General features: G+C 73.4%; 18 protein-coding genes. 11 read left to right on the top strand and 7 right to left on the bottom strand.

All coding sequences use genetic code 11. From position 1 onward, the window contains the following. The first annotated feature begins 76 nt into the window (after positions 1-76). The 6 genes from ACFYYB_RS22770 to ACFYYB_RS22745 all read left to right on the top strand — a co-directional run bounded on the left by ACFYYB_RS22770 (position 77) and on the right by ACFYYB_RS22745 (position 7,228). A complete protein-coding gene (locus ACFYYB_RS22770) occupies positions 77-1,069 on the top strand; it encodes a hypothetical protein (RefSeq protein ID WP_389437083.1) in 993 nt (330 codons plus the stop codon). 50 nt (positions 1,070-1,119) lie between these two features. Further along, positions 1,120-2,694, top strand: coding sequence for an Ig-like domain repeat protein (locus ACFYYB_RS22765; protein ID WP_389437082.1), 1,575 nt, complete (start codon positions 1,120-1,122; stop codon positions 2,692-2,694). 109 nt (positions 2,695-2,803) lie between these two features. Beyond that, complete coding sequence (locus ACFYYB_RS22760; RefSeq protein ID WP_389437081.1) at positions 2,804-4,804, top strand: WxL protein peptidoglycan domain-containing protein; 2,001 nt, start codon at positions 2,804-2,806, stop codon at positions 4,802-4,804. A gap of 81 nt (positions 4,805-4,885) precedes the next feature. Next, positions 4,886-5,785 (top strand): sortase, encoded by a 900-nt coding sequence (locus ACFYYB_RS22755; RefSeq protein WP_389437080.1) that lies wholly within the window; start codon positions 4,886-4,888, stop codon positions 5,783-5,785. A gap of 11 nt (positions 5,786-5,796) precedes the next feature. Continuing rightward, complete coding sequence (locus ACFYYB_RS22750) at positions 5,797-6,615, top strand: phosphate ABC transporter ATP-binding protein (RefSeq protein ID WP_389437079.1); 819 nt, start codon at positions 5,797-5,799, stop codon at positions 6,613-6,615. A gap of 73 nt (positions 6,616-6,688) precedes the next feature. Continuing rightward, complete coding sequence (locus ACFYYB_RS22745) at positions 6,689-7,228, top strand: NADPH-dependent FMN reductase (RefSeq protein WP_389437078.1); 540 nt, start codon at positions 6,689-6,691, stop codon at positions 7,226-7,228. Here the strand turns inward: ACFYYB_RS22745 and ACFYYB_RS22740 are convergent. Together ACFYYB_RS22740 and ACFYYB_RS22735 are read right to left on the bottom strand one after the other, a co-directional pair. Continuing rightward, complete coding sequence (locus ACFYYB_RS22740) at positions 7,225-9,219, bottom strand: sigma-70 family RNA polymerase sigma factor (protein ID WP_389437077.1); 1,995 nt, start codon at positions 9,217-9,219, stop codon at positions 7,225-7,227. The two genes, ACFYYB_RS22745 and ACFYYB_RS22740, sit on opposite strands and share 4 nt — an antisense overlap. A gap of 3 nt (positions 9,220-9,222) precedes the next feature. After that, positions 9,223-9,546, bottom strand: coding sequence for a YciI family protein (locus ACFYYB_RS22735; protein WP_389437074.1), 324 nt, complete (start codon positions 9,544-9,546; stop codon positions 9,223-9,225). A gap of 164 nt (positions 9,547-9,710) precedes the next feature. Here ACFYYB_RS22735 and ACFYYB_RS22730 point away from each other — a divergent pair, with 164 nt between their 5' ends. Both ACFYYB_RS22730 and ACFYYB_RS22725 read left to right on the top strand, forming a co-directional pair. Then, positions 9,711-10,391, top strand: a complete 681-nt coding sequence (locus ACFYYB_RS22730; RefSeq protein ID WP_389437073.1) for a DUF998 domain-containing protein — start codon at positions 9,711-9,713, stop codon at positions 10,389-10,391. Positions 10,392-10,482: 91 nt separating this feature from the next. Beyond that, positions 10,483-11,478: a serine/threonine-protein kinase gene (locus tag ACFYYB_RS22725; protein WP_389437072.1), complete on the top strand. Its 996-nt coding sequence runs from the start codon at positions 10,483-10,485 to the stop codon at positions 11,476-11,478. Between the two features lie 33 nt (positions 11,479-11,511). Here the strand turns inward: ACFYYB_RS22725 and ACFYYB_RS22720 are convergent, their stop codons facing one another. The 4 genes from ACFYYB_RS22720 to ACFYYB_RS22705 all read right to left on the bottom strand — a co-directional run bounded on the left by ACFYYB_RS22720 (position 11,512) and on the right by ACFYYB_RS22705 (position 16,731). Then, the gene (locus ACFYYB_RS22720; protein ID WP_389437071.1) at positions 11,512-11,748 is read right to left on the bottom strand and encodes a response regulator transcription factor; all 237 of its coding nucleotides are present in this window, start codon (positions 11,746-11,748) and stop codon (positions 11,512-11,514) included. A gap of 170 nt (positions 11,749-11,918) precedes the next feature. Then, positions 11,919-14,396, bottom strand: a complete 2,478-nt coding sequence (locus tag ACFYYB_RS22715; protein ID WP_389437070.1) for a SpoIIE family protein phosphatase — start codon at positions 14,394-14,396, stop codon at positions 11,919-11,921. 82 nt (positions 14,397-14,478) lie between these two features. Continuing rightward, entirely contained in the window at positions 14,479-16,263 is a 1,785-nt protein-coding gene (locus tag ACFYYB_RS22710) for an acyltransferase domain-containing protein (protein ID WP_389437069.1), read from the bottom strand. A gap of 96 nt (positions 16,264-16,359) precedes the next feature. Continuing rightward, a complete protein-coding gene (locus ACFYYB_RS22705) occupies positions 16,360-16,731 on the bottom strand; it encodes a hypothetical protein (RefSeq protein ID WP_389437067.1) in 372 nt (123 codons plus the stop codon). Between the two features lie 104 nt (positions 16,732-16,835). On the opposite strand from ACFYYB_RS22705, the gene ACFYYB_RS22700 reads away from it, so the two are divergent. Beyond that, entirely contained in the window at positions 16,836-17,486 is a 651-nt protein-coding gene (locus tag ACFYYB_RS22700; RefSeq protein WP_389437066.1) for a hypothetical protein, read from the top strand. A 66-nt stretch (positions 17,487-17,552) separates the two neighbouring features. On the opposite strand, the gene ACFYYB_RS22695 is transcribed toward ACFYYB_RS22700, so the two are convergent. Further along, positions 17,553-19,232: a carbohydrate binding domain-containing protein gene (locus ACFYYB_RS22695; protein WP_389437065.1), complete on the bottom strand. Its 1,680-nt coding sequence runs from the start codon at positions 19,230-19,232 to the stop codon at positions 17,553-17,555. A gap of 304 nt (positions 19,233-19,536) precedes the next feature. Here ACFYYB_RS22695 and ACFYYB_RS22690 point away from each other — a divergent pair, with 304 nt between their 5' ends. Next, positions 19,537-20,493, top strand: coding sequence for a GlxA family transcriptional regulator (locus ACFYYB_RS22690; RefSeq protein ID WP_389437064.1), 957 nt, complete (start codon positions 19,537-19,539; stop codon positions 20,491-20,493). Positions 20,494-20,614: 121 nt separating this feature from the next. Beyond that, the gene (gene gap / locus ACFYYB_RS22685; RefSeq protein WP_383954724.1) at positions 20,615-21,613 is read left to right on the top strand and encodes a type I glyceraldehyde-3-phosphate dehydrogenase; all 999 of its coding nucleotides are present in this window, start codon (positions 20,615-20,617) and stop codon (positions 21,611-21,613) included. Positions 21,614-21,757 lie beyond the last annotated feature (144 nt).

The raw sequence follows: 21,757 nt of genomic DNA, 5'->3' as shown, positions 1-21,757 counted from the left end.
ATCCGCGCCAACGGAACTTCATCCCACGCGCGCCGGGCACCACCCCGGGCGCAGCCTAGCTGAGGGGTCATCCCAAGTGAACAAGAAGAAAATCGCCTTCGGCATCTCGGCCTTCGCCCTCGCGGCGACCGTCGCCGGAGCCGGCCTCGCCGCCGCCGACCCGTCGGGCGCGCCGACGTACCGCCAGCTCTCCGGCGTCGGCTCCGACACGACCCAGGACGTCATGAACGGCATGGCTTCGGCCATCACCGTGGGCGGCCAGAAGGTCATCGGCTCCTACGACTCCACCGGCTCCGCGAACATCACCACCAAGGACCCGGCCAACGGGAACTGCACCATCGCCCGCCCGAACGGCTCGGGCGCCGGCCGCTCCGCGCTGCTCACCTCGCTGCAGGCGGGCAACGGCTGTCTGGACTTCGCCCGTTCCTCCTCGCTGAACCTGGCGGCGGCGGCCCCCGGCCTGACCTACGTGCCCTTCGCGGTCGACGGCGTCACGTACGCCATCACCCCCGGTTCGGCGATCCCGCGCAAGCTGTCGCTGACCGACCTGAAGGCGATCTACCACTGCGACCCGAACTACGTGGGTTCGGGCCCCAACTACGCCATGACGGTCTACCTGCCGCAGGCCGGCTCGGGCACCCGCAGCTTCTGGGAGTCCCAGATGGGGATCACGGACGCCGACGTCGTCGCCGGCATCCACCCCTGCATCAAGGACAAGAAGGGCACCACCCCGGTGCAGGAGCACGACGGCCGCCTCCTCGACGACAAGTCGATCGTGCCGTTCTCCATCGCCCAGTACCAGTCGCAGTCCTCGCAGACCATCGCGGACCTGCGCGGCCGCGCCATCCTCGGCACGGTCGACGGCACGGCGCCCACCGTCCTCAACAGCGGGTTCGGCGTGAAGCGCGACGTCTACAACGTGATCCCGACGAGCAAGGTCGCCACCGCGCCGTGGAGCACCGTCTTCGTCGGCGCCAACTCCGAGATCTGCAAGCAGACCTCGGTGATCAACACCTACGGCTTTGCCACCAGCCCGAACTGTGGCGACATCACCAAGCAGACCCCCTGACCCTGCCCCTCACCCTGATCGCCGCTCGAGCTTCACATTCTGGAGACGTTGTGCTGAAGAACAGAGTTTTGCGGACCATGGCCCTGGGGGTCGCCGCCGTGACCACCGCCTTCGCCGCGGGTCTGGCCGGGGCGAGCGCCGCGTACGCCGCCCCGATCGGCACCATCGAGATCAACCCGGCGACCGGCGCGGACACGTCCGGCATCGCGTTCACCACCTCGGCCGCCTGCCCGGCCAACGCCACCAACGTGCTCGTCACGGTGGCGGGTTCCGGCTTCCCGGCCGAGGGCCTGAACGTGGTGGGCAACTCGCCCATCGCGACCTACCCGACCGCCGCCAACGGCGGCATGGTCATCCCGCTCACCTCCACCATGCGGGACTACGCCAGCCAGGCGGGCTTCACCACCCTGCAGGGCAAGTACGACTTCACCGTGATCTGCCGCACCGCCTTCAACGGCACCAGCCTCGGCGACTACACCGGCGCGATCTGGTTCACCTCCAACACCACCTACCAGAACACCGACCCGGCGGTGAAGACCGACACCGTGACCTCCCTCGCGGTCGCCCCGGCCGGCCCCTCGCAGGCGGGCACCCCGGTCACCCTGACCGCGGGCGTCACCCCGGCCGGCGCCGGCGGCACCGTCCAGTTCAGGGACGGCGCGGCCGACCTGGGCACCCCGGTCACCGTGAACAACGGCACCGCGGCGCTCACCACGTCCAACCTGACCGCCGGTACGCACAGCCTGACGGCCGTCTTCACGCCGGCGAGCGCCTCGTACAACGGCTCGGCCTCCTCCGCCGTCTCCTACGTGGTCACGGCCGCCGCGGCCACGGCCACCACCACCGCCCTGGCCGTCTCCCCGGCCGGCACCGCGCCGCAGTACAGCCCGGTGACCCTGACCGGCACGGTCACCCCCGCGGGCGCGGCGGGCTCGGTGAAGTTCACCGACACCGTCGGCGGTTCCACCAGCACCCTGGGCACCGTCCCGGTGGCGAACGGCACCGCGGTGCTGAACACCAGCAGCCTCCCGGTGGGCAACCACTCCTTCACCGCCGTCTTCGTCCCGGCCAACGCGGGCGCGTTCCTGGGCTCCGACTCGGGCGCGATCCCGTACGTGGTGGGCGCCTTCGCCGGTGTCTCCGCCTCCGAGACGATCACCACCACCGTCACCTCGGGCGCGCTGGCCATCAGCGTCGCCAACCCGCAGGTCACCCTGCCCTCGCCGCTGCTGGGCGCCGACGGGGACCTGCTGACCACGGCCGGTTCCATCAACCCGGTCACCCTCACCGACACTCGCGCCGGCAACCCCGGCTGGACCGTCAGCGGCCAGGTCACCGACTTCTCCGACGGTGCCACCCACGCCATCAACGGCCAGAACCTGGGCTGGAGCCCGAAGCTCGTCGACAAGGCTCCCGCGCAGACGGTGACGGCCGGTTCCGTCGTCCCCGCCGCGCACGGAGCGGCCGCCACCGACCCGGGCACCGCGGGCCTCAAGTCCGCCCGCACCCTCGCCAACGGCACCGGTCTCGGTACCGCGCACGTCACCGCCGACCTGGCGCTGAACGTCCCGACCTCCACGGTGGCCGGCACGTACTCCGCCACCCTCACGCTCACCGCCATCTGATCCAGGCGTGAGCTCCGGGTCGGAGCGGCCGCGCTTCCCCGCGGCCGCTCCGGCCCGCCCCTGACGCCTGGACCCACCGCACCCCTTCTCCGGATCGGACGCCCGAGCCATGAACCCCACCGCCCCCGCCGCCCGGCGCGGCCGCCGCCCCGGCCCGTCGGCCGCGGCCGCCCCGCTCCCCAACCTGCTGCTCATGCTGCTCGCGCTGGCCGGGCTGCTCGTGCTGGTGGCCGTAGCACCCGCGCGGGCCGCGGCCTCGGCCCCGCACGCGCCCGGGGAGGACCGCAAGTCCACCTTCGGCGTGCAGCCCGCCGGACCGAAGGGACCCGACGCCCGGGCCCACTTCTCCTACGGGGTCACCGGCGGAGCCACGACCCGCGACCAGATCGCCGTCTGGAACTACGGCGAGCAGCCGCTCACCCTCGCCGTCTACGCGAGCGACGCGGTCAATACCCTCGACGGCGGCTTCGACCTGCTCCCGGCCGGCCAGGCGCCGAAGGACGCGGGCAGCTGGATCAAGCTGGAGAAGGCCAAGGTGACCGTCCCGCCCAAGGGCAACGTCATCGTCCCCTTCACCGTCACCGTCCCCCGCGACGTGACCCCCGGGGACCACACCGGCGGCATCGTCGCCTCGCTCGCCGCCGGAGCCACGGACGCCCAGGGCAACAAGGTCAAGCTCGACCAGCGGGTCGGTGCCCGCGTCTACGTCCGCGCCGCCGGGACCCTGACCCCGCGCCTGGAGGTACAGCAGGTGTCCGCCTCGTACGAAGGATCCGCGAACCCCTTCTCCACGGGTTCGGCGACCGTCACGTACACCCTGCGCAACACCGGCAATGTGCGGCTCGGCGCCCGGCAGGCCGTACGCGTCAACGGCCTCTTCGGCACCTCCGTCACCGCGTCCGGCGTCAAGGACCTCGGCGACGTGCTGCCCGGCACCGCGCTGACGATCACCGCCAAGGCCGACGGAGTGGCCCAGGTGGTGCGGTCCTCCGCCGTGGTCTCCGTCCAGCCGGTCGCCGCCCGCGACGGCGTGGACCCCAAACTTCCGTCCCTGACCCGCTCGGTGTCGCTGTGGACGGTGCCGTGGGCGCTGCTCGCGATGGTCCTCGTGATCACCGGGGGCGGGCTGTGGGTGTGGCGCCGCCGGCGTCTGGCCCGGGCCGCGGCCGCCGCGTCGGGCCGCAGGCGCGCCACCTCCGATACCAACGAACGCCAGAACGCCAAGAAGGAGTCCATCGTGCAGTTCACCCGCCCCCGCCGCCGAGCCGCGGCAGGTGCCGCCGCCGCGGCCGCCGCCCTCGTGGGCCTGGCCCTGACCGTGCCGACGACGGCCCACGCCGCCCCGACCGGCTCGGCGACGATCAACCCGGCCACCGGTCACGACGACAGCAACGTCGACGTGACCACGTCGGCCGCCTGTCCGGAGCCCGCCACGTACGTTCTGGTCAAGGTGGTCGGCAAGGGCTTCCCGGCCGAGGGCCTCAATCTGGTCGGCAACGCGCCCATCACCACGTACCCGCCGACGGAAACGGGCGGCCTGAGAATCCCGCTGACGATGACCATGAAGGACTACGCGAAGCAGGCCGGCTTCGCCACCCTGGAAGGCCGCTACGACCTGACGGTCGTGTGCCGCATGCCCTTCGGGCCGGATATTTACGGAGAGTTCGCGGGCTCCATGTGGTTCACCTCCGGCACCGACTACCAGACGACGGACCCGGGAACCGGGAACCCGACGCCCACCCCCACGCCCAGCCCGAGCCCGACCCCCACGTCGACCCCCACCCCTACCGCGACGCCCACCCCGACCCCGACCGACACGCCGACCCCGACCCCCTCGGACTCGACGTCCCCTACGCCGACCCCGACCGACACCCCCTCCCCGACCGGGTCGGCCTCCACCGGGACGACCACGAGCGGCGGCAGCGTGGGCGTCTCCACCAACGTCACGGGCGGAGCGGCCGGCGGATCCGGCGGCCCCGGCGGCGGCCTCGCCAACACCGGCGCCGACGCCACCACGATCAGCCTGCTCTCCGGGGCCCTCGTCCTCACCGGCGGCGGGCTCGTCTGGTGGGCACGCCGCCGCGGCCTGCTGACCTTCGCGGGCAACTGACCGCACCGGCCACCGCACCGGCCGCAGTACCCGCGTCCCCGCGGCACCCGCATCCTCAGCCGCGTTCGGAGAAGACACGAGATGACAGCCACCTCCACCCCGCCGGTGGACGTGCGCCCCGACCCCGCCGGAGCCCCCGGGGCCCCGGCGGGGCGTACGGGCTCACCCGGCCTGTGGGCCACCGGCGCGGCCCTGGCCATCCTGGGCGCCCTGCTCCTCGGCTTCGTCGCGGAAGTGGGCCCGCTCGGACACCTGCGCCACGAGCGGGACCGGCGGGTGGGGTACGCGCAGCTGCGGGAAGGGCTCGCCAACGCCACCGCGCCGCTGGGGCCGACCGAGCCCGGCACCCCCGTCGCCCTGCTGGAGATCCCGCAGATCGGGCTGCGCGAGGTGGTCCGCGAGGCGACCACCTCCGGGGTACTGGCCTCGGGGCCCGGCCACCGGCGCGACACGGTCCTGCCCGGACAGCCCGGCACGAGCATCCTCATGGGCCGGCAGGCGGGCTACGGCGGCCCCTTCGCCCACATCGCGGACCTGGAGCGCGGGGAGACCTTCCGGGTCGTCACCGGCCAGGGCGAGCACACGTACAAGGTGCTGGGCGTCCGGCGCGCCGGCGACCCGCGACCGGCCCGGCCGACCGGTGACGCGGCCCTGCTCACCCTGATGACCGCGGACGGGACCCCGTACATGCCGGCCGGCGTGGTGCACGTCGACGCCGAACTGACCTCGCCCGTGCAGCAGTCCGGCGGCCGCACCCCGGGGCGGCTGGCCGCGGACGAGGCCCCGCTCGGGAGCCAGACCTCGGCCTGGTTCCCGCTGGTCCTGTGGGCCCAGGCGCTGCTGCTCGCCGCGGCGGCCCTGGCCTGGGCGCGGATCCGCTGGGGCCGCGCGCACACCTGGCTCGTCGGCTTCCCCGTACTGGCCGCCCTCGGCCTGGCGGTCGCCGACCAGGCCGCCCTCCTCCTGCCCAACCTCCTGTGAACGAGGCCGTGATGACCACCCAGACGCTTCCCCTCCCCACCGTCCCGGCAACGGGCGCGTCCACCCTCGACGCCCGGGACATCTCGGCGTGGTTCGGCGGCCGCAAGGTCCTGAACCGGGTCTCCCTGACGATGCCCGGCGGGCAGGTCACGGCTCTGATCGGCCCCTCGGGCTGCGGCAAGTCCACCTTCCTGAGGATCCTCAACCGGATGCACGAGCTGATCCCGGGCGCCGAACTGGCCGGTGAGGTCCTGCTCGACGGCGAGGACGTCTACGCCCGCGGCCGCCGGCTCACCGACGCCCGCCGCCGGATCGGCATGGTCTTCCAGAAGCCGAACCCCTTCCCGGCGATGTCGGTCTACGACAACGTCACGGCGGGCCTCAAGCTGACGGGCACCCGCGCCTCCGCGGCCGACAAGGACGCGCTCGTGGAGGAGTGCCTGACCAAGGCCGGGCTGTGGAAGGAGGTCCAGGACCGGCTCCGCCAGCCGGGCGGCGCGCTCTCCGGCGGCCAGCAGCAGCGCCTGTGCATCGCCCGCTCCCTCGCGGTCCGGCCGCGGATCCTGCTGATGGACGAACCCTGCTCGGCCCTGGACCCCACCTCCACGCGCCGCATCGAGGAGACCGTGCGCGAACTGGCCGACGAGGTCACCATCGTGATCGTGACGCACAACATGCAGCAGGCGGCCCGGGTTTCCGACCAGTGCGCCTTCTTCCTCGCGGAACAGGGCACGCCCGGCCAGATCGTGGAGCACGGCCCCACGGCGGCCATGTTCTCCACCCCCGCCGACCCGCGCACCTCGGACTACGTCCAGGGCCGCTTCGGCTGACCCCGCGGGCTCCGCGGGCTCCGCGAGGCGACGGATGACCACGGCGGGGCGACGGATCACTACATTGGGGCGCATGCCTACGCCGTCCACGCCGCCCGTGATCCTTCTGCTGTCGGGGAGCCTGCGGGCCGGCTCCTCCAACGAGACCGTCCTGCGCACCGCGCGCGCCGCGGCCCCCTCGGGGGTGCGGACGGTCCTCTACGAGGGGCTGGCGGACCTTCCGCACTTCAACCCCGACGACGACGCCGATCCGCTGCCCGCTCCCGTGGCCCGGCTGCGCGCCGCAATCGCGGAGGCGGCCGGAATCCTGATCTGCACCCCGGAGTACGCCGGCACCCTGCCGGGTTCCTTCAAGAACCTGCTCGACTGGACGGTCGGCGGCACCGAGATCTGCGACAAGCCCGCCGCCTGGGTGAACGCGGCGGCCCCGGGACGCGGCCAGGGCGCGGAGGACACCCTGCGGACCGTCCTCGGCTACACCGGCGCCGACATCAGGGACGCGGCGTGCGTACGGATCCCCGTGGACCGAGGGACGGTCGGCGCGGACGGCACGATCACCGACGAGGCCGTACGCGCCCAACTCGCCCGGACCATCGCCCTGCTGGCGGCTTAGCTTCGGGGCGTGGCCTGCGGGTCGGGTTTCAGGCGGCGCAGGGTGTAGCCCTCGTGGGCCGGGTCCAGGGGTTTGGTGGCCTCCTTGAAGAGGTACTCGGCCCGTTCGTAGGACAGGCGGCGCCGGCCCGTGTCCGGGCAGAGGTCGGCCGGGGCGGGGGTGCGGGCCGGGCCGGGGCGGCGGTCGGAGAGGAACACCGGGCCCCGGGTGCGGCCGGCCAGCAGCAGGGGCAGGAGCCGGGCCGTCGCGGAGCGCCAGCTCACCCACGTGCGGCCCGCGCGGGCCCGGCGGTCCTCCAGGTCCAGGTCCTCCACGTTCAAGGACAGTACGGTCGTGACCCCCGCGGCCGATTCGTGCAGGAGCCGCCACAACGTCCGTTCGCGCAGCGGAACTCCGGGGTCGCTCCACAGCGCGTCGAGCATCGCGGGGTCCGGCGCGGTCGTCCGGAGCCGGGGCTCGGGGCGCCGCTCCAGCCCTGCCGCGAGTTCCTCCAGGCCGGCCCAGGCACCGAAGGAGCGTACGGCCGCACGGTGCCGGTTCCAGGTCCTGGCCGCCGCGGAGCCCCAGGCGGCCGTGCACACCCGGGCCACCTCCTCGGCCGTCAGCCCGGACAGCGGCGCCGCGTCGCCGAGGTCCAGGCGCAGGCGCCGCAGGGTCTGGCCGTACGAGCGGACCGTCGCCGCGTCCAGCTCCGCCCGGCCGAGGAAGCCCTCCGCGGCCCGGCCGAGGGTCGGACCCGGCGCCGGACCGGCCGGGCCGCCGTCGGCGGGTACCGCTTCGGCACGGCGGCGCAGGAAGGCGCGCTCGGCGGCGTTCTTGGCGAGGGCCGCCGCCCGGAGGAACTCCAGCCGCGCCTCCGGGCCGCGGTCCAGGCGCAGCAGCAGGTCTCCGCGGACGCTGGGCAGCAGGTGGTAGTCGCGGAGCACGGGATCGGCGACCAGGGAGTCGACCAAGTCGAGGCCGGCCTGCGGCCCGTGCGCCATCCCCAGCGCCACCGCCCGGTTGAGCCGGACCACGGCCGTCGGCAGGAGCCGGGCCAGCGCCCCGTACAGGGTCGCGATCTGCGCCCAGTCGGTCTCCTCGGCCGTGCGTGCCTGCGCGTGGCACACGGCGATCGCCGCTTGCAGCATGTACGGGCCCGGGGCCCCGCCGGCCTCCCGCGCGCGCAGCATCGCGGTGAACCCGCGGCGGACGAGCAACTGGTCCCAGCGTCCCCGGTTCTGCTCGTGGAGCTGGACGGGCTCGCCCGAGGGCCCGGTGCGCGCCGCCGAACGGGAGGCCTGGATCTCCATCAGCGCGACCAAGGCGTGGACCTCGGCCTCCCGGGGGGCCAGTTCGGCCAGCAGCCGGCCCAGCCGGAGCGCCTCGAGGCAGAGCCCCGGGCGCATCAGGTCGTCGCCCGAGGTGGCCGAATAACCCTCGTTGAAGATCAGGTAGATGACCTCCAGCACCGAGGACAGCCGCTCGGGCAGCTCCGACTCCCCGGGGAGGTCGAAGGGCACGCGGCGCTCGGCCAGCGTCTGCTTGGCGGCGGCGATGCGCCGGGTGACGACGGCCGCCGTGACGAGGAAGGCCCGGGCGATCTCCTCGGCCGTCAGTCCGCCCAGTAGTCGGAGCGTGAGCGCCGCACGGGCCTCGGTCGGCAGCACGGGGTGGCAGGAGAGGAACATCAGCCGCAGGACGTCGTCCTGTTCGGGCTCCTGCCGCTCCTCGCGCTCTTCCCGCTCGTGGGCGAGCTGTTCCTGCTTGCCGGCCAGCATCCGGGAGCGCCGGATGTGGTCGACCGCCCGCCGTTTGGCCGTGGTCGTCAGCCAGGCGCCGGGGTTGTCGGGGACCCCGGCGCCCGGCCACTGTTCGAGCGCGGCGACGAGCGCGTCCTGGGCGAGTTCCTCGGCCAGGCCGACGTCGTGCACCATGCGCGTGAGCGTGGCGATGATCTTGGCCGATTCGAGCTTCCAGACCGCGTCGATCGTCCGCGAGGTGTCCGGCACGGATCAGGGGCCGAAGACCTGCTGGACCACGCTCTCGCCGTCGCCGACGATCCGGCGGAAGCGGCGGGCCAGCTCGATCGCCTCTTCCCTGGACCGGACCTCGATCAGCGCGAAACCGGCCACGGCCTCCTTGGCCTCGGCGAACGGCCCGTCCGTCACGGTGATCTCCTCGCCGGAGGAGGCCACCAGGATGCCGCCCGGTTCCAGGCCGCCCGTGGCCAGCAGGACGCCGGCCGCGGTCAGCTCCTCGATGAACTTGCCCATCTCGGCGTACAGGCGCTCGTCGGGGGCGGTGTCGGAAGGCTTCGTCGTCATCAGGTAGCGCATGGGGACTCCTCGTCTCGTGGTGCCGAGCTGCTGCCCGCACCTTGCCTACACGTCGAACGGGCGATGTGACAGGGAACGCGCGCATTCCCTGTCGGTTTTCTGGTTCGACGTATCAGCGAGAACCGAACGAGAGCCGCGTACGACGAACCCGAGAGGCACCCGCCATGAGCACCCAGGCCCCCACCGCCACCGCCACCCGCTCCTCCTCCGCTTCCTCCTCCGCCGCCACCACCCGCGCCCTGCTCACCTGCGCGGTCGTGGCCTCCCCGCTGTGGGCGGCCGTCTCCCTGACCCAAGCCGCGACCCGGCAGGGCTTCGACATCACCCACCACCCGCTGAGCGCGCTGAGCAACGGAAGCCTCGGCTGGCTCCAGATCACCAACTTCCTGCTCGCCGGAGCCCTCCTCGCCCTCGGGGCGACCGGCCTGCGCCGGGTCCTCGGCGGTACCCCGGGAGGCACCTGGGCGCCACGGCTGGTCCGGATCGCCGGCATCGGCATGATCGCCGCCGGAGCCTTCGTCATGGACCCGATCGACGGCTTCCCCGTGGGAGCCCCCTCCGCGCAGACCGCCGCGCTCACCTGGCACAGCTACGCCCACTTCGCCGCCGGGTCGGTCACCTTCACCTCGCTGATCGTCGCCTGCTACGTCCTGGGCCGGCACTTCGGCCGGGCCGGGAACCGCCGCTACGCGATCGCCTCCAGGGCCGCCGGTACCGCCCTCCTGATCGGCAACGGCTGGGCGATGGCCGGCGGCCGGGCCGGCACCCTGACCCTGGCCGTCGGAGCCGTCACGGCGCTGCTCTGGATCTCCGTGGTGGCCCTGCGCGGCCGCCGCGGCATCTGAACGGACGGGGCACCCGGCCGTGGGGCGAGCGCCGCTCGCCCCACGGGCGTGCGTGTGGATCACTCGATAGACTTGCGGCGGGAGGCGCCTGATGGGCACGGCAGCGAACCGGGGCCTTTACACGGGGCGGGCCTCCGGCCTGATCGGACGGCAGATCGCCGGCTACCGGATCGAGCGCATCATCGGCCGGGGCGGCATGGCCGTCGTCTACCAGGCGAAGGACCTGCGCCTGGACCGTACGGTCGCGCTCAAACTGATCGCCCCGGAGCGCGTCCGGGACGAGGTCTTCCGGCGCCGCTTCGCCCACGAATCCCGGGTCGCCGCCAGGATCGAGCACCCGCACATCGTGCCCGTCTTCGAAGCGGGGGAGACCGACGGGGTCCTGTACATCGCCATGCGGTACGTGATCGGACCGGACCTGAGGACCCTGCTGGACCGGGAGGGCCCGCTGCCCGTCCCGACCGCGCTGCGCATCGCCGCCCAGGTGGCCTCCGCGCTCGACGCCGCCCACGAGCACGAGCTGGTGCACCGGGACGTCAAACCCGCCAACATCCTGGTCGCCGAGGGCACCGACAGCGACCACCCGGAGCACGTCTACCTCACGGACTTCGGGCTGACGAAGAAATCGCTGGCCCTCACCGGATTCACCACGGCGGGCGAGTTCGTCGGCACGATCGACTACGTGGCGCCGGAGCAGATCTCGGGGCGCCCGGTCGACGGCAGGTGCGACGTCTACAGCCTGGGCTGTGTCGTCTACGAGTCCCTCGCCGGCGGGCCGCCCTTCGTCCGGGACGACGCCCCCGCGCTGCTGTGGGCGCACCAGTACGACAAGCCGCCTCCCCTGACGGAGAAGCGGCCCGATATCGCGTCGGCTGCCGACTACGTGCTGGCGAAGGCCCTGGCGAAGGTCCCGGAGGACCGTTACGACTCCTGCCTGGAATTCGTGGCGGCGCTGCGTGCGGCCACCGCCGTCGCCACCGCCGCCGCACCGGCCCGGCGGGCCGCTCGGGGGCCGGCGGAACCGGGGAGCCAGGCGCCGCCCCGGGAGCCTCCGGACTGGGCCCGGCCGGTGTTCACGGATCCTTAGGGTCCACAGGCTTCGGGTCCACGGGCTTCGGGTTCAGAGGCCCATGGAGATGGCCAGGCGGGTCATTTCCGCCGTGGTGTTGATGTTCAGCTTGGCGCGGATGCGGCGCAGGTAGGCGTCGACCGTGTGCTTGGAGAGTCCCATCGAGCGGGCCGTCTGCACGTAGGTGCGGCCGGCGGCGATGTGGCGCAGGGCCTCCTGCTCGCGCGGGGCGAGAACGGTGGCGGGGGCTTCGGCTTCGGTGTGCGGTGCGACCAGGGTGAGGCTCATGGGACTTCCTCCGACATCGGGCTCGGTCATCACGGCTGCTCGCACCTTTGAAAGCAGAAGACATATCCACGAATGTGTGTGTATGTCCGTGTTAAAGAGCATGTCGGGGGGAGTTCACCAGCCTGTCCGTCGTCCGTCACGGGCGCGTAACAGGGCAGGGGAGAAGGTCCTCAGAAGTCGACGAGGGACTGCTCGGCCCAGATGGTCTTGCCGACGAGGGTGTGCCGGGTGCCCCAGCGCTGGGTGAGCTGCGCGACCAGCAGCAGCCCGCGCCCTCCCTCGTCGAAGATCCGGGCCCGCCGCATGTGCGGGGCGGTACCGCTCGAGTCCGAAACCTCGCTGATCAGCGTGGTGCCCTCGTGGATCAGCCGCAGCTGCACGGGCGGCGAGCCGTAGCGGATGGCGTTGGTGACCAGTTCGCTGACCACGAGCTCGGTGACGAAGGCGGCCTCCTCCAGCCCCCAGGCGGCCAGCTGGTCGGTGGCGTTGCGGCGGGCCTGCGCGACGAAGGAGGGATCGGAGGGCAGGTCCCAGACGGCCACCTTGTCCGTGTGCAACGCCCGGGTCCGGGCGACGACCAGGGCCACGTCGTCGTCGGGGCGGTGGGTCAGCATCGCCGTCAGCACCCGGTCGCAGACGGTGTCCAGGCTGGAGGCGGGCCGGATCAGCGCCGCCAGCATGCCGTCCAGGGCCTCGTCGATGTCGTGCTCGCGGGTCTGCAGGAGGCCGTCGGTGTACAGGGCGAGGAGGCTGCCCTCGGGAAGGTCGACCTCGATGGTCTCGAAGGGCAGGCCCCCCAGGCCCAGCGGTGGCCCCGCCGGGACGTCGAGGAGGTACGCGGAGCCCTCGGGGGAGACCACGGCGGGCGGGGGATGACCGGCCCGGGCGGCGGTGCACCGGCGGGTCACCGGGTCGTAGACCACGTACAGGCAGGTGGTGCCGATGCCCCCGGCCGTTTCCCCGCCCGTCTCGTCCGCCGCCAGGTGGATGATCAGGTCGTCGAGGTGGGTGAGCAGCTCGTCCGGCGGCAGGTCGACGTCCGCCAGCGTGCGCACCGCGGTGCGCAGCCGGCCCATGGTGGCGGAGGCGCGCATGCCGTGTCCGACGACATCGCCCACGACCAGGGCCACCCGGGCCCCGGACAGCGGGATCACGTCGAACCAGTCGCCGCCCACACCGGCCTCGCCGCCGGAGGGCAGGTAGCGGGAGGCGATTTCCAGCGCCGACTGCGCGGGCAGCGTGTGCGGGAGCAGGCTGCGTTGCAGCGTCATCGTGGTGGTGTGCTCCCGGACGGTCCTGCGCGCCCGGTGGATTGCGGTGGCGGCCCGGGCGGTGAGCTCCTCGGCCAGCCGCAGGTCCTCCAGGTCGAAGGGCTCCCGGCCCTGCTGACGGCTGAAGAGGGCCAGGCCGAGGGTGACCCGGCCGTCGCGCAGCGGCACCAGCATCATCGAATGGGTCCCGTGCTCACCGATCCAGCCCGCCCCGGGATCCTGCGCGACCCACCGGGCGACGGCCGGGTCGGCGGTCCCGTACACCGCGCCGCGTCCCGCGGCCAGACACTCGACGGGGGGCGACAGCGCCGGGTAGACGGCCCGGTCGCCGACCGCGAACCGGGCCTCCTGGCTCCCGCCGAGCACCGAGCGCACGGCGCTGCGGGACACCGTGAGCGGACCGCTCCCGGGCGTCGGGGTCTCGCCGCGCGCGGAGGGTTCCAGCAGGTCGACGACCGCGAAGTCGGCGAGCCGGGGGACGGCCGCGTCGGCCAGTTCCTGCGCGGTACGGGCATTGTCCGGCGGGGTGTCGACGCGCGCACCGGCCAGGGTCGGCGGGAGCGGCTGCCTCGGGGCGGCGTCACCGGCCGGCCTGTCCTGCGCGCTCAGGTACACGGCCCGTACCCGGCCGTCCGGACCCGGTACGGGGGCCAGGGAGGTCGCCCAGCCGTGCGCGGAGCCCGCGCCGGGCGGCCGGACGAAGCCGTCCACGGCCTGCGGCTCGCCCGTCTCCAGCACCCGGCGCATCCCCCGCTCGGTCTCCTCGCTCACCGGGTCGGGGGCGATCTCCGACAGGCGCAGCCCGCGCATCTCGGCCTCCGTCAGGGAGAGCGCGCGGTGCATGCCCGCGTTCGCCCGGACCAGCCGCAGGTCCTCGTCGAAGACCGCCATGGCGCAGGGGGAGCGGTCGAAGGCCCATTCGCCCAGCGGCCCCTCCCAGGAGGCGTCGGGCGCCCCCGTCACGGCGGACACCACGAACCACTCGGCCGCCTCGCCGAGTGTCGCCCTGCGGTGCGCGAGCAGCGCCGAGTCCAGCCGGCGGCCGTCCCGGTGGCGCAGCGGGACCGTGCCGCTCCACCGCTCTTGCCCGGGCGCGACCGGCCGCGCCGCAGGACCCGTACCGCCGGATCCGGCGGGCCCGCCGGATCGGTCGGACCGGTCCGCGAGCAGGTCCGCGGCGGGCCGCCCCACGACCTCCGAGGAGGCGTAGCCGAGCAGCCGGCGGGCCTCCTCGCTCCACCCGGTCACGACGCCCTGGTCGCTGACGGTGGCCGTGGCCGTGTACGAGGCCCCGGGGGAGGCGTGCACCGGGGCCTCCGGGGAGGCGTGCGTCGTCCGGGCCGCCCGCTCACCGGGAGGGGTGGGAAGTTGCTCCATCGCCGCTCATCTCGCCTTCGCTGGCCAGGGGCTCCACTGACAAGCATCATCCGGAGCGGCAAGGAGCACCAACGCAGTGCGGTCACCTGCCCGGGCGCCCCTGGACCGGGGGGTCCGGGAGCCCGCGCTCCCGCGCGGGGACCACCGCGCGCGGGTCGACCGGGGCGCCCAGGACCGCGAGCCGGGCGAGTGCCAGGACGAAGGTGCGTCCGTCGTCCGGCACCTCCCCGGTGACGGGGACGAGGTGGACGTCGCGGCCGGGCAGGATCCGGCGGACCGCGGCCAGCAGCGAGTCCCCGCCGGCGACCTGGAGGAAGACGCGGGCCCCCTGGCCGTAGGCGGTGCGGACGGCATCGTCGAAGCGGACCGGCGCCGAGGCCTGCCGGAGCCACAGGGAGCGCAGCCGTTCGGGGTCGGTGCAGACCTCCGCGTTCACGGAGGACACGAAGGGCACGGCGGGGACGGCGATGCGGCGGGTGGCGAGGCCCGGGCGCAGGGCCTCCTCGGCGCGGAGCCCGGTCGCGGCCCGCCGCAGGGCGGCGCCCCGGTGCACCAGCAGCCGGACGGCGTCCACGTGGGTCAGCGCCCCGGCCGCGGCGGCGGCCGCGAACTCGCCCGAGTCGTGGCCCAGGACGAGGTCGGGGCTGATCCCGCAGTCGGCGAGGACGCGGGTGGCGGCGATCTGGACGGCGCCGAGCAGCGGCAGGCACACCTCGCTGGCGGCGAGCCTGCGCCCGAGCTCCCCGTTGTCCACGGGGAACACGTGGGAGACCCCGGACGTCTGCGACGTCCGGTACGCGGAGGCCTCGCCGTACAGCAGGTCGGCCAGGTCGAAGCCGAGGTCGGCCCGGGCCACGGCGCTCAGGACGCAGACGGCCGACCGGTAGGCGGGGAACCTCGCGTAGAGGTCCCGCATCATGTCCGGCCGCTGACTGCCCCGACCCGGAAAGAGGAAGGCGGTACGGCGCTGCGCGGCCGGCAGCGGGGCGTCGGCGGCGAAGGCGCCGTCGCCGAGGTCGCCCCGGGCTCCGGCGAGGAGCTGCTCACGGGCGTGGCGCAGCCGCAGGAGGAGTCCGGCCGTGTCGGTGGCCACGATCGCGAGCCGGGCCACCCGGGGCGCCCGCGCGCCTAGGGCGTGGGCCAGGGCCGCCAGCGGCGTACGGTCCGCCGCGTCGAGTACGTCGAGTAGCTCGCCGATGTACTGGTCCAGGAGCTCCGGGTTTCCGGCCGAGAGGAAGACGAGCTGGGGCCGACCGGTGCCGGGGACTCCTCCGGAGCCGTGGGCGCCTCCGGTGCTCCCGGTGTCCGCGGAGCGGTCCGGAAACCGGGCGGGGCCGGCCGCGCGGTCCGGAAACCGGGCGTCCTCCGGGGCACGGGCGGGGCGCGGGGTCGTGGCCGGCCCCAGGACCACCGTGTGGCGGGGGAGCATCAGAGCCGACGTGAGCAGTTCCGCGACGGCCGCCGCGGACAGGGGGTGCCCGGTCGGGGCCGTGCCCGCGGCGAGGTGGCACAGGGCCAGGTCGCCGTCGGCCGGGCCGTCTCCCTTGAGCACCGCGTAGACGCGGTCTCCGGCGGCGAGGGCCTCGGCGAAGGGCCGCAGGACGAGGACACCGGCGCCCGCGCCGAGGACGAATCCGCCGCCCACCGCGTCGAACGGGTGGCGCACCCCGGTTCCGGACGGGGCCCGGAGCCCGGAGGAGCCGAGCGGGCTGCCGGGGGTGGGGCCGAGGTGCACACCGGCGACCACGTGGTGCGGGGCGCCGGGGCGGTCCACGGAGGTCCGGTGGCCGGGGATGCCGGGGGTACCGGGGGTGCCCGGGACGCCGGGAAAGCGGCGGCCGAGTCCGATGATGGCGATGTCGGTCATGGTGGTCTGCCTCCGGTCCGGACGGCGTCGCTCCTGCGGTGCGCAGGACGGTCGCTCTCCACCGTGCCCGGAGGCGGCGCGGGGGCGTAGACCCGGCTATTCGTTACTTGACAGGCGCCCGGGAGTGGGCGCTGCGGCCGCCTCCTGGAGGTGCGCGGCGATCATGGCGAGGTCGTCGGCGATGTCGAGGATGCCGCTCGGATCGGTCGTCGGGGTCGAGGCGCCGGTGACGCCCGCGTAGAACACGTCGAAGCGGCCGTCGCCCTTGTCCAGGTAGCCGGCGATGGTGATGGCGCCGACGCCCAGGCGGTCGTTGAGGGCGTCCAGCCCCACCGCGGCGCCGGTCTTGGCGCACACCTTGCCGCGCGCCGGGCAGTCCCGGCAGTTCTCGGCCGGCAGGCCGCCGACCCCGAGGACCGGCAGGGCCTCGCGGGAGAGGCGCGCCTCGGGGGCGTGGCACGGCCCCATCCGGCACGCACGTCGCCCCGATCCGGCCACGGCAGGTCGGTCCGGGGGTGTCGGCGTACGTTGGGAAGGAAGGGGGGCGAGGCCGCGGCAGGAAGGGCTGACCCATGGCGCACACGGCTGGTGCCCACGGCACGAACAAGGTGGCGCACTTCCTGGAGAGCCCCTTCGTGGGGCTGTCCCCCTGGATCCTCTTCGCCTTCGTGGTGGGGCCCGGACGCTTCGAATGGGCGGTGGGGCTGGCCCTGGCCATCTCCGTCTGCCTCGTCGTCGGCAGCCGCCTGCTGAATCCGGGATCCTCCCTGAAGATCCTGGAACTCTCCGACGTCGTGTTCTTCGCGGTCCTGACGGTCGTCGGGATCTTCGCCAGTGACGGCACGCGACGCTGGCTGGAGACCTACGCGGGCGAGGTCGCGAACGTCTCGCTGTTCCTCATCGCCTTCGGATCCATCCTGGCCGGAGTGCCGTTCACCCTCCAGTACGCGCGGGAGCAGGTCGACCGGAAGTTCTGGGACACGCCGGTCTTCAAGCGGACCAACTACCTGATCACCGGGGTCTGGGGGCTGGCCTTCCTGATCAACGCGATCGTCGGGGCGTACGGGGACCTGGTGCTGCGCGATCCGAACAACATCTGGACCGGATGGATCATCCAGATCCTCACCATCGTCGGAGCCCTGCGCTTCACCGAGAAGTATCCGGAGGCCGTACGGGCCCGGGTCCGGGCCGGCGCCGAAGGGCAGGCCCCGAGCGGTTCCTGACCCCGTACGGGCCGTGGGGGCCGCCGCGGATCACCGCGACGGCCCCCACGGGTGCGAGGCGCCGGATCAGCCGGTGAAGCCGGCCGTGATGGAGGTGAACTGCCAGTCGCTCTGCGCGATTCCCGAGCAGGTCTCCTGCAGGCCGCCGCCGGGGCAGCCGCGGTCGCGGTTCACCGACCAGAAGGCGAGGCGCGCGATGTGGTGGGAGTTGGCCCAGTTGCGGATGTCGGTCCAGTTCTGGACGGTGGTGGTCTCCTGGGTGTCGCTGATGCCGTTCATCCCCGAGATGCCGATGTGGGAGTACGCGGTCGCGTCGTCCCAGCCGTAGACGGACTTCAGCTTGGCCTTGAGGCCCTCGGTCGCGCTGACGGTGCTGGCGTACATGTCCGTCGAGGCGTTGCCGAAGTCGAACGGCATGATCGTGAAGACGTCGATGCCGGCGTTCAGCGCCTTGGACTGCTCGATCAGCCGGTTGCCCCAGCTGGTCGGGCCGGTGGTGGAGGTGCCGAAGGTCAGGATGGTCTTCAGGCCGGGGTTGTTCTGCTTGACGATCTTCAGGGCGCCGAGGATGCGGTCCTGGACCACGGCGTTCTCGAACTCGTCGGTGTTCTCTATGTCCACGTCGATGGCCTTGAGGCCGTACGCGCTGATGACCTGCTGGTACGCACCGGCCAGGGCCTCGGCGCTGGAGCAGTTGGGGCCGAGCTTGTTGCCCTGCCAGCCGCCGATGGAGGGAACGATGTCGCCGCCGGCCGCGCGGATCGAGGCGATGGTGCTCTGGTCCACGCCGCCGGTCAGCGGGCGCTGCCCGTCCCAGGAGGCGTTGCAGCCGCCGGAGGAGAGGATGAACGCCATGGTGAACCACTTGGTGCCGGTCGCGTTCATGACGGTGGTCGGGCTCGGCGGGTTGCCCCAGCCCAGGTAGAGGTACGGAGCGGCCTGCTTGAAGCCGGTCGGCGGCGTGGTCCCGGTGTCGGTGGTGACGTTGACGGTGTTCGAGGCGGCCGAGGTGTTCCCCGCGGCGTCACGGGCGCGCACGGTGAACGCGTAGGCGGTGCTGGGGGTCAGGCCGCTGACGGTCGCGCTGGTGGTGCCCGAGGTGGCGACCTTGGTGCCGCCCTGGTAGACGTCATAGCCGTTCACGCCGACGTTGTCGGTGGACGCGGACCAGCTCAGGGACGCCGTGGTGGAGGTCTTGCCGGTGGAGGTGAGGCTGCCGGGCACGGTGGGGGCCTGGGTGTCGACGGTGCCGCCCGGGCCGTCCAGGGTGATGTCGTCGGCGTAGTAAGTGCCCTGCCCGTACCAGCCGTTGAGGTAGATCTCGGCGCTGGTCTGGGAGGCGCCGGTGGTGAAGGACACGGTCAGCTTGGTGTAGGAGGCCGCCGAGGGGGTCCAGGTGGAGGCGCCGCCGGTGACGCCGAGGTAGACGTAGCTGCCCTTGACCCAGGCCGAGAGCGTGTAGGCGGTGTTCGGCTGCACGGCGACAGTCTGGACGCACTTGGCGTTGTCGCTCGCACTGGCCGCGCCGGCCAGTGCCTTGCTCCCGCCGTGCACGGGCGAGCCGACCACGGAGCCCAGCCCGCCGGAACAGGACCAGCCGGCCGTGGTGCCGGACTCGAAGTCGCCGTTGGAGAGGACGTTGGCGCCGAAGGCCGCCCCGGGGGAGGTCAGTACCGCGGCCGCGCCGAGCAGGGTCGCGCCGACGGCGCAGGCCAGCCGGGTACGGGTTCGGGATGGGGTACGCAAGGAAGTGCCTCCAGTGGAATGGGGGGACGGCGGGGAGCGCAGACGCGAAGGCGTGGGCGTCGTGCGGCCCGTCGGGGACGCGTGGGGACGGGGCGGCGGGCCCGTGGGTGGGGGGCCTGCGGCCGGGCGGGCGTGGGCAGTTGATGTCGTATCCGCTTCGTGTGCGCTCCGTGGCCGGGAACCTAATCCTCCGGAAGGACCGCCGTCAACAGGTCTGGACCAACTGATAGGTGGTTATCTCAATCGGAAGGTTTACTAACCGTGATGCTTGACAAGCCTCCCGCCCCTTCGGAAGCATGTCGCGGTGCCAGCCTCCCGCCCCCACCACGTCGCCGTGCTCGTCCTCGAAGGGGCGAAGCCCCTCGACGTCGGCATCCCCGCGCAGGTGTTCACGACCCGCGCGAGCATGCCCTACGAGGTCCGCGTGTGCGGCGCCGCCCCGGGGCTCGTGACCGGAGGTGACGGCCTGTCGTACTCCGTCGCCCACGGCCTCGAAGCCCTCGCCTGGGCCGACACCGTCTTCGTCCCCGGCTACCGGTTCCCCGACCGCGAGGACCCGCCGCGGGCCGTCGTCGAGGCGCTGATCGCCGCCCACGACCGGGGCGCGCGGCTCGCCGCCATCTCCACGGGAGCCTTCGCGCTCGCCGCGACGGGCCTGCTCGACGGCAAGCGCGCCACCACGCACTGGCACTACACCCGGGCGCTCGCGGCGAAGTGGCCGCTGGTCCGGGTCGACGAGAACGTCCTGTTCGTCGACGAGGGCTCCGTGCTGACCTCGGCCGGAGCCGCCTCCGGCATCGACCTGTGCCTGCACGTCCTGCGCAGCGATCTCGGGGTCGCCGCGTCGAACCACACGGCCCGCCGGCTGGTCGCGGCCCCCTACCGCAGCGGCGGGCAGGCGCAGTACGTGCAGCGCAGCGTGCCCGAGCCGCTCGGCCCGCGGTTCGCCGCCACCCGCGAGTGGGCGCTGCACCGGCTCGGCGAACCCCTCACCCTGGAGGTACTCGCCCGGCACGCGGCGGTGTCCCCGCGCACCTTCTCGCGTCGGTTCGCCGAGGACACCGGTTACACGCCGATGCAGTGGGTGATGCGCGCCCGCATCGACGTGGCCCGGGAGCTGCTGGAGCGCTCGGAGCGGAGCGTGGAGCAGATCGCCGCGGACGTGGGCCTCGGCACCGGGGCGAACCTGCGCCTGCACTTCCAGCACATCCTGCGGACCACGCCGAGCGAGTACCGGCGCACGTTCGCCCGGGGCGAGTGAGTCCGCGGCCGCCTGCGAGTGGCGCGATCCTTGCGGACCGTGGCGATCGCGCCGCTGTCGCCGACGCTCCCGACCCGCGAACCTGGTGGAGAACCCAAGGGACAGGGAACAGGGAGACACCATGACTCGCATCGCCATCAACGGATTCGGCCGCATCGGACGCAACGTGCTCCGCGCGCTGCTCGAACGCGACAGCAAGCTCGAGGTCGTCGCCGTCAACGACCTCACCGAACCCGCCACCCTCGCGCGGCTGCTCGCCTACGACACCACCTCCGGCCGGCTCGGCCGCCCGGTGACCGTCGACGGGGACGTCCTCGTCGTCGACGGCCGCCGCATCAAGGTGCTCGCCGAGCGCGAGCCGTCGCAGCTGCCCTGGGCGGAACTCGGCGTGGACATCGTGCTGGAGGCCACCGGCCGGTTCGCCACCGCCAAGGCCGCGAGCGCCCACATCGACGCCGGTGCCAAGAAGGTGCTCGTCAGCGCACCGGCGGACGGGGCCGACATCACGCTCGCGTTCGGCGTCAACAGCGACTCCTACGACCCGGCGCTGCACACGATCGTCTCCAACGCCTCCTGCACGACCAACGCGCTCGCGCCGCTGGCCGCCGTACTGGACGAACTCGCGGGCATCGAGCACGGGTTCATGACCACGGTGCACGCCTACACGCAGGAGCAGAACCTCCAGGACGGTCCGCACCGCGACCCCCGGCGCGCCCGTGCCGCCGCCGTGAACATCGTGCCGACCACGACGGGCGCCGCCAAGGCCATCGGCCTGGTCCTGCCGAACCTGGACGGCAAGCTCTCCGGCGACTCCATCCGCGTCCCCGTTCCGGTGGGCTCCATCGTCGAGCTGAACACCACCGTCGCCCGCGACGTGACCCGCGAGGACGTCCTGGCCGCCTACCGCGCCGCGGCCGAGGGCCCGCTCGCCGGCGTACTGGAGTACTCGGACGACCCGCTGGTGTCCTCCGACATCACGGGCAACCCCGCCTCCTCCATCTTCGACTCGCAGCTCACCCGCGTCGAAGGCCGCCACATCAAGGTGGTCGCCTGGTACGACAACGAGTGGGGCTTCTCGAACCGGGTCATCGACACGCTCGAACTCCTCGCGAGCCGCTGAGGCCGGGCCACCGCTCACCAGGCGCGGGGGGGGGCCGGGGGGGGGGGCGCCCCCCCGCCCCCCCGGGGGGCCCCCCCCCCCCCCCCCCCCCCCCCCACGAAAAAAAAAACAGAAGGTGGGCACAAAAGAGCCGGGGGTTGTGGG

The organism is Streptomyces sp. NPDC002886 (assembly GCF_042888445.1).
Lineage (GTDB): Bacteria > Actinomycetota > Actinomycetes > Streptomycetales > Streptomycetaceae > Streptomyces.
This window is presented reverse-complemented; position numbering and strand designations above follow the sequence as displayed.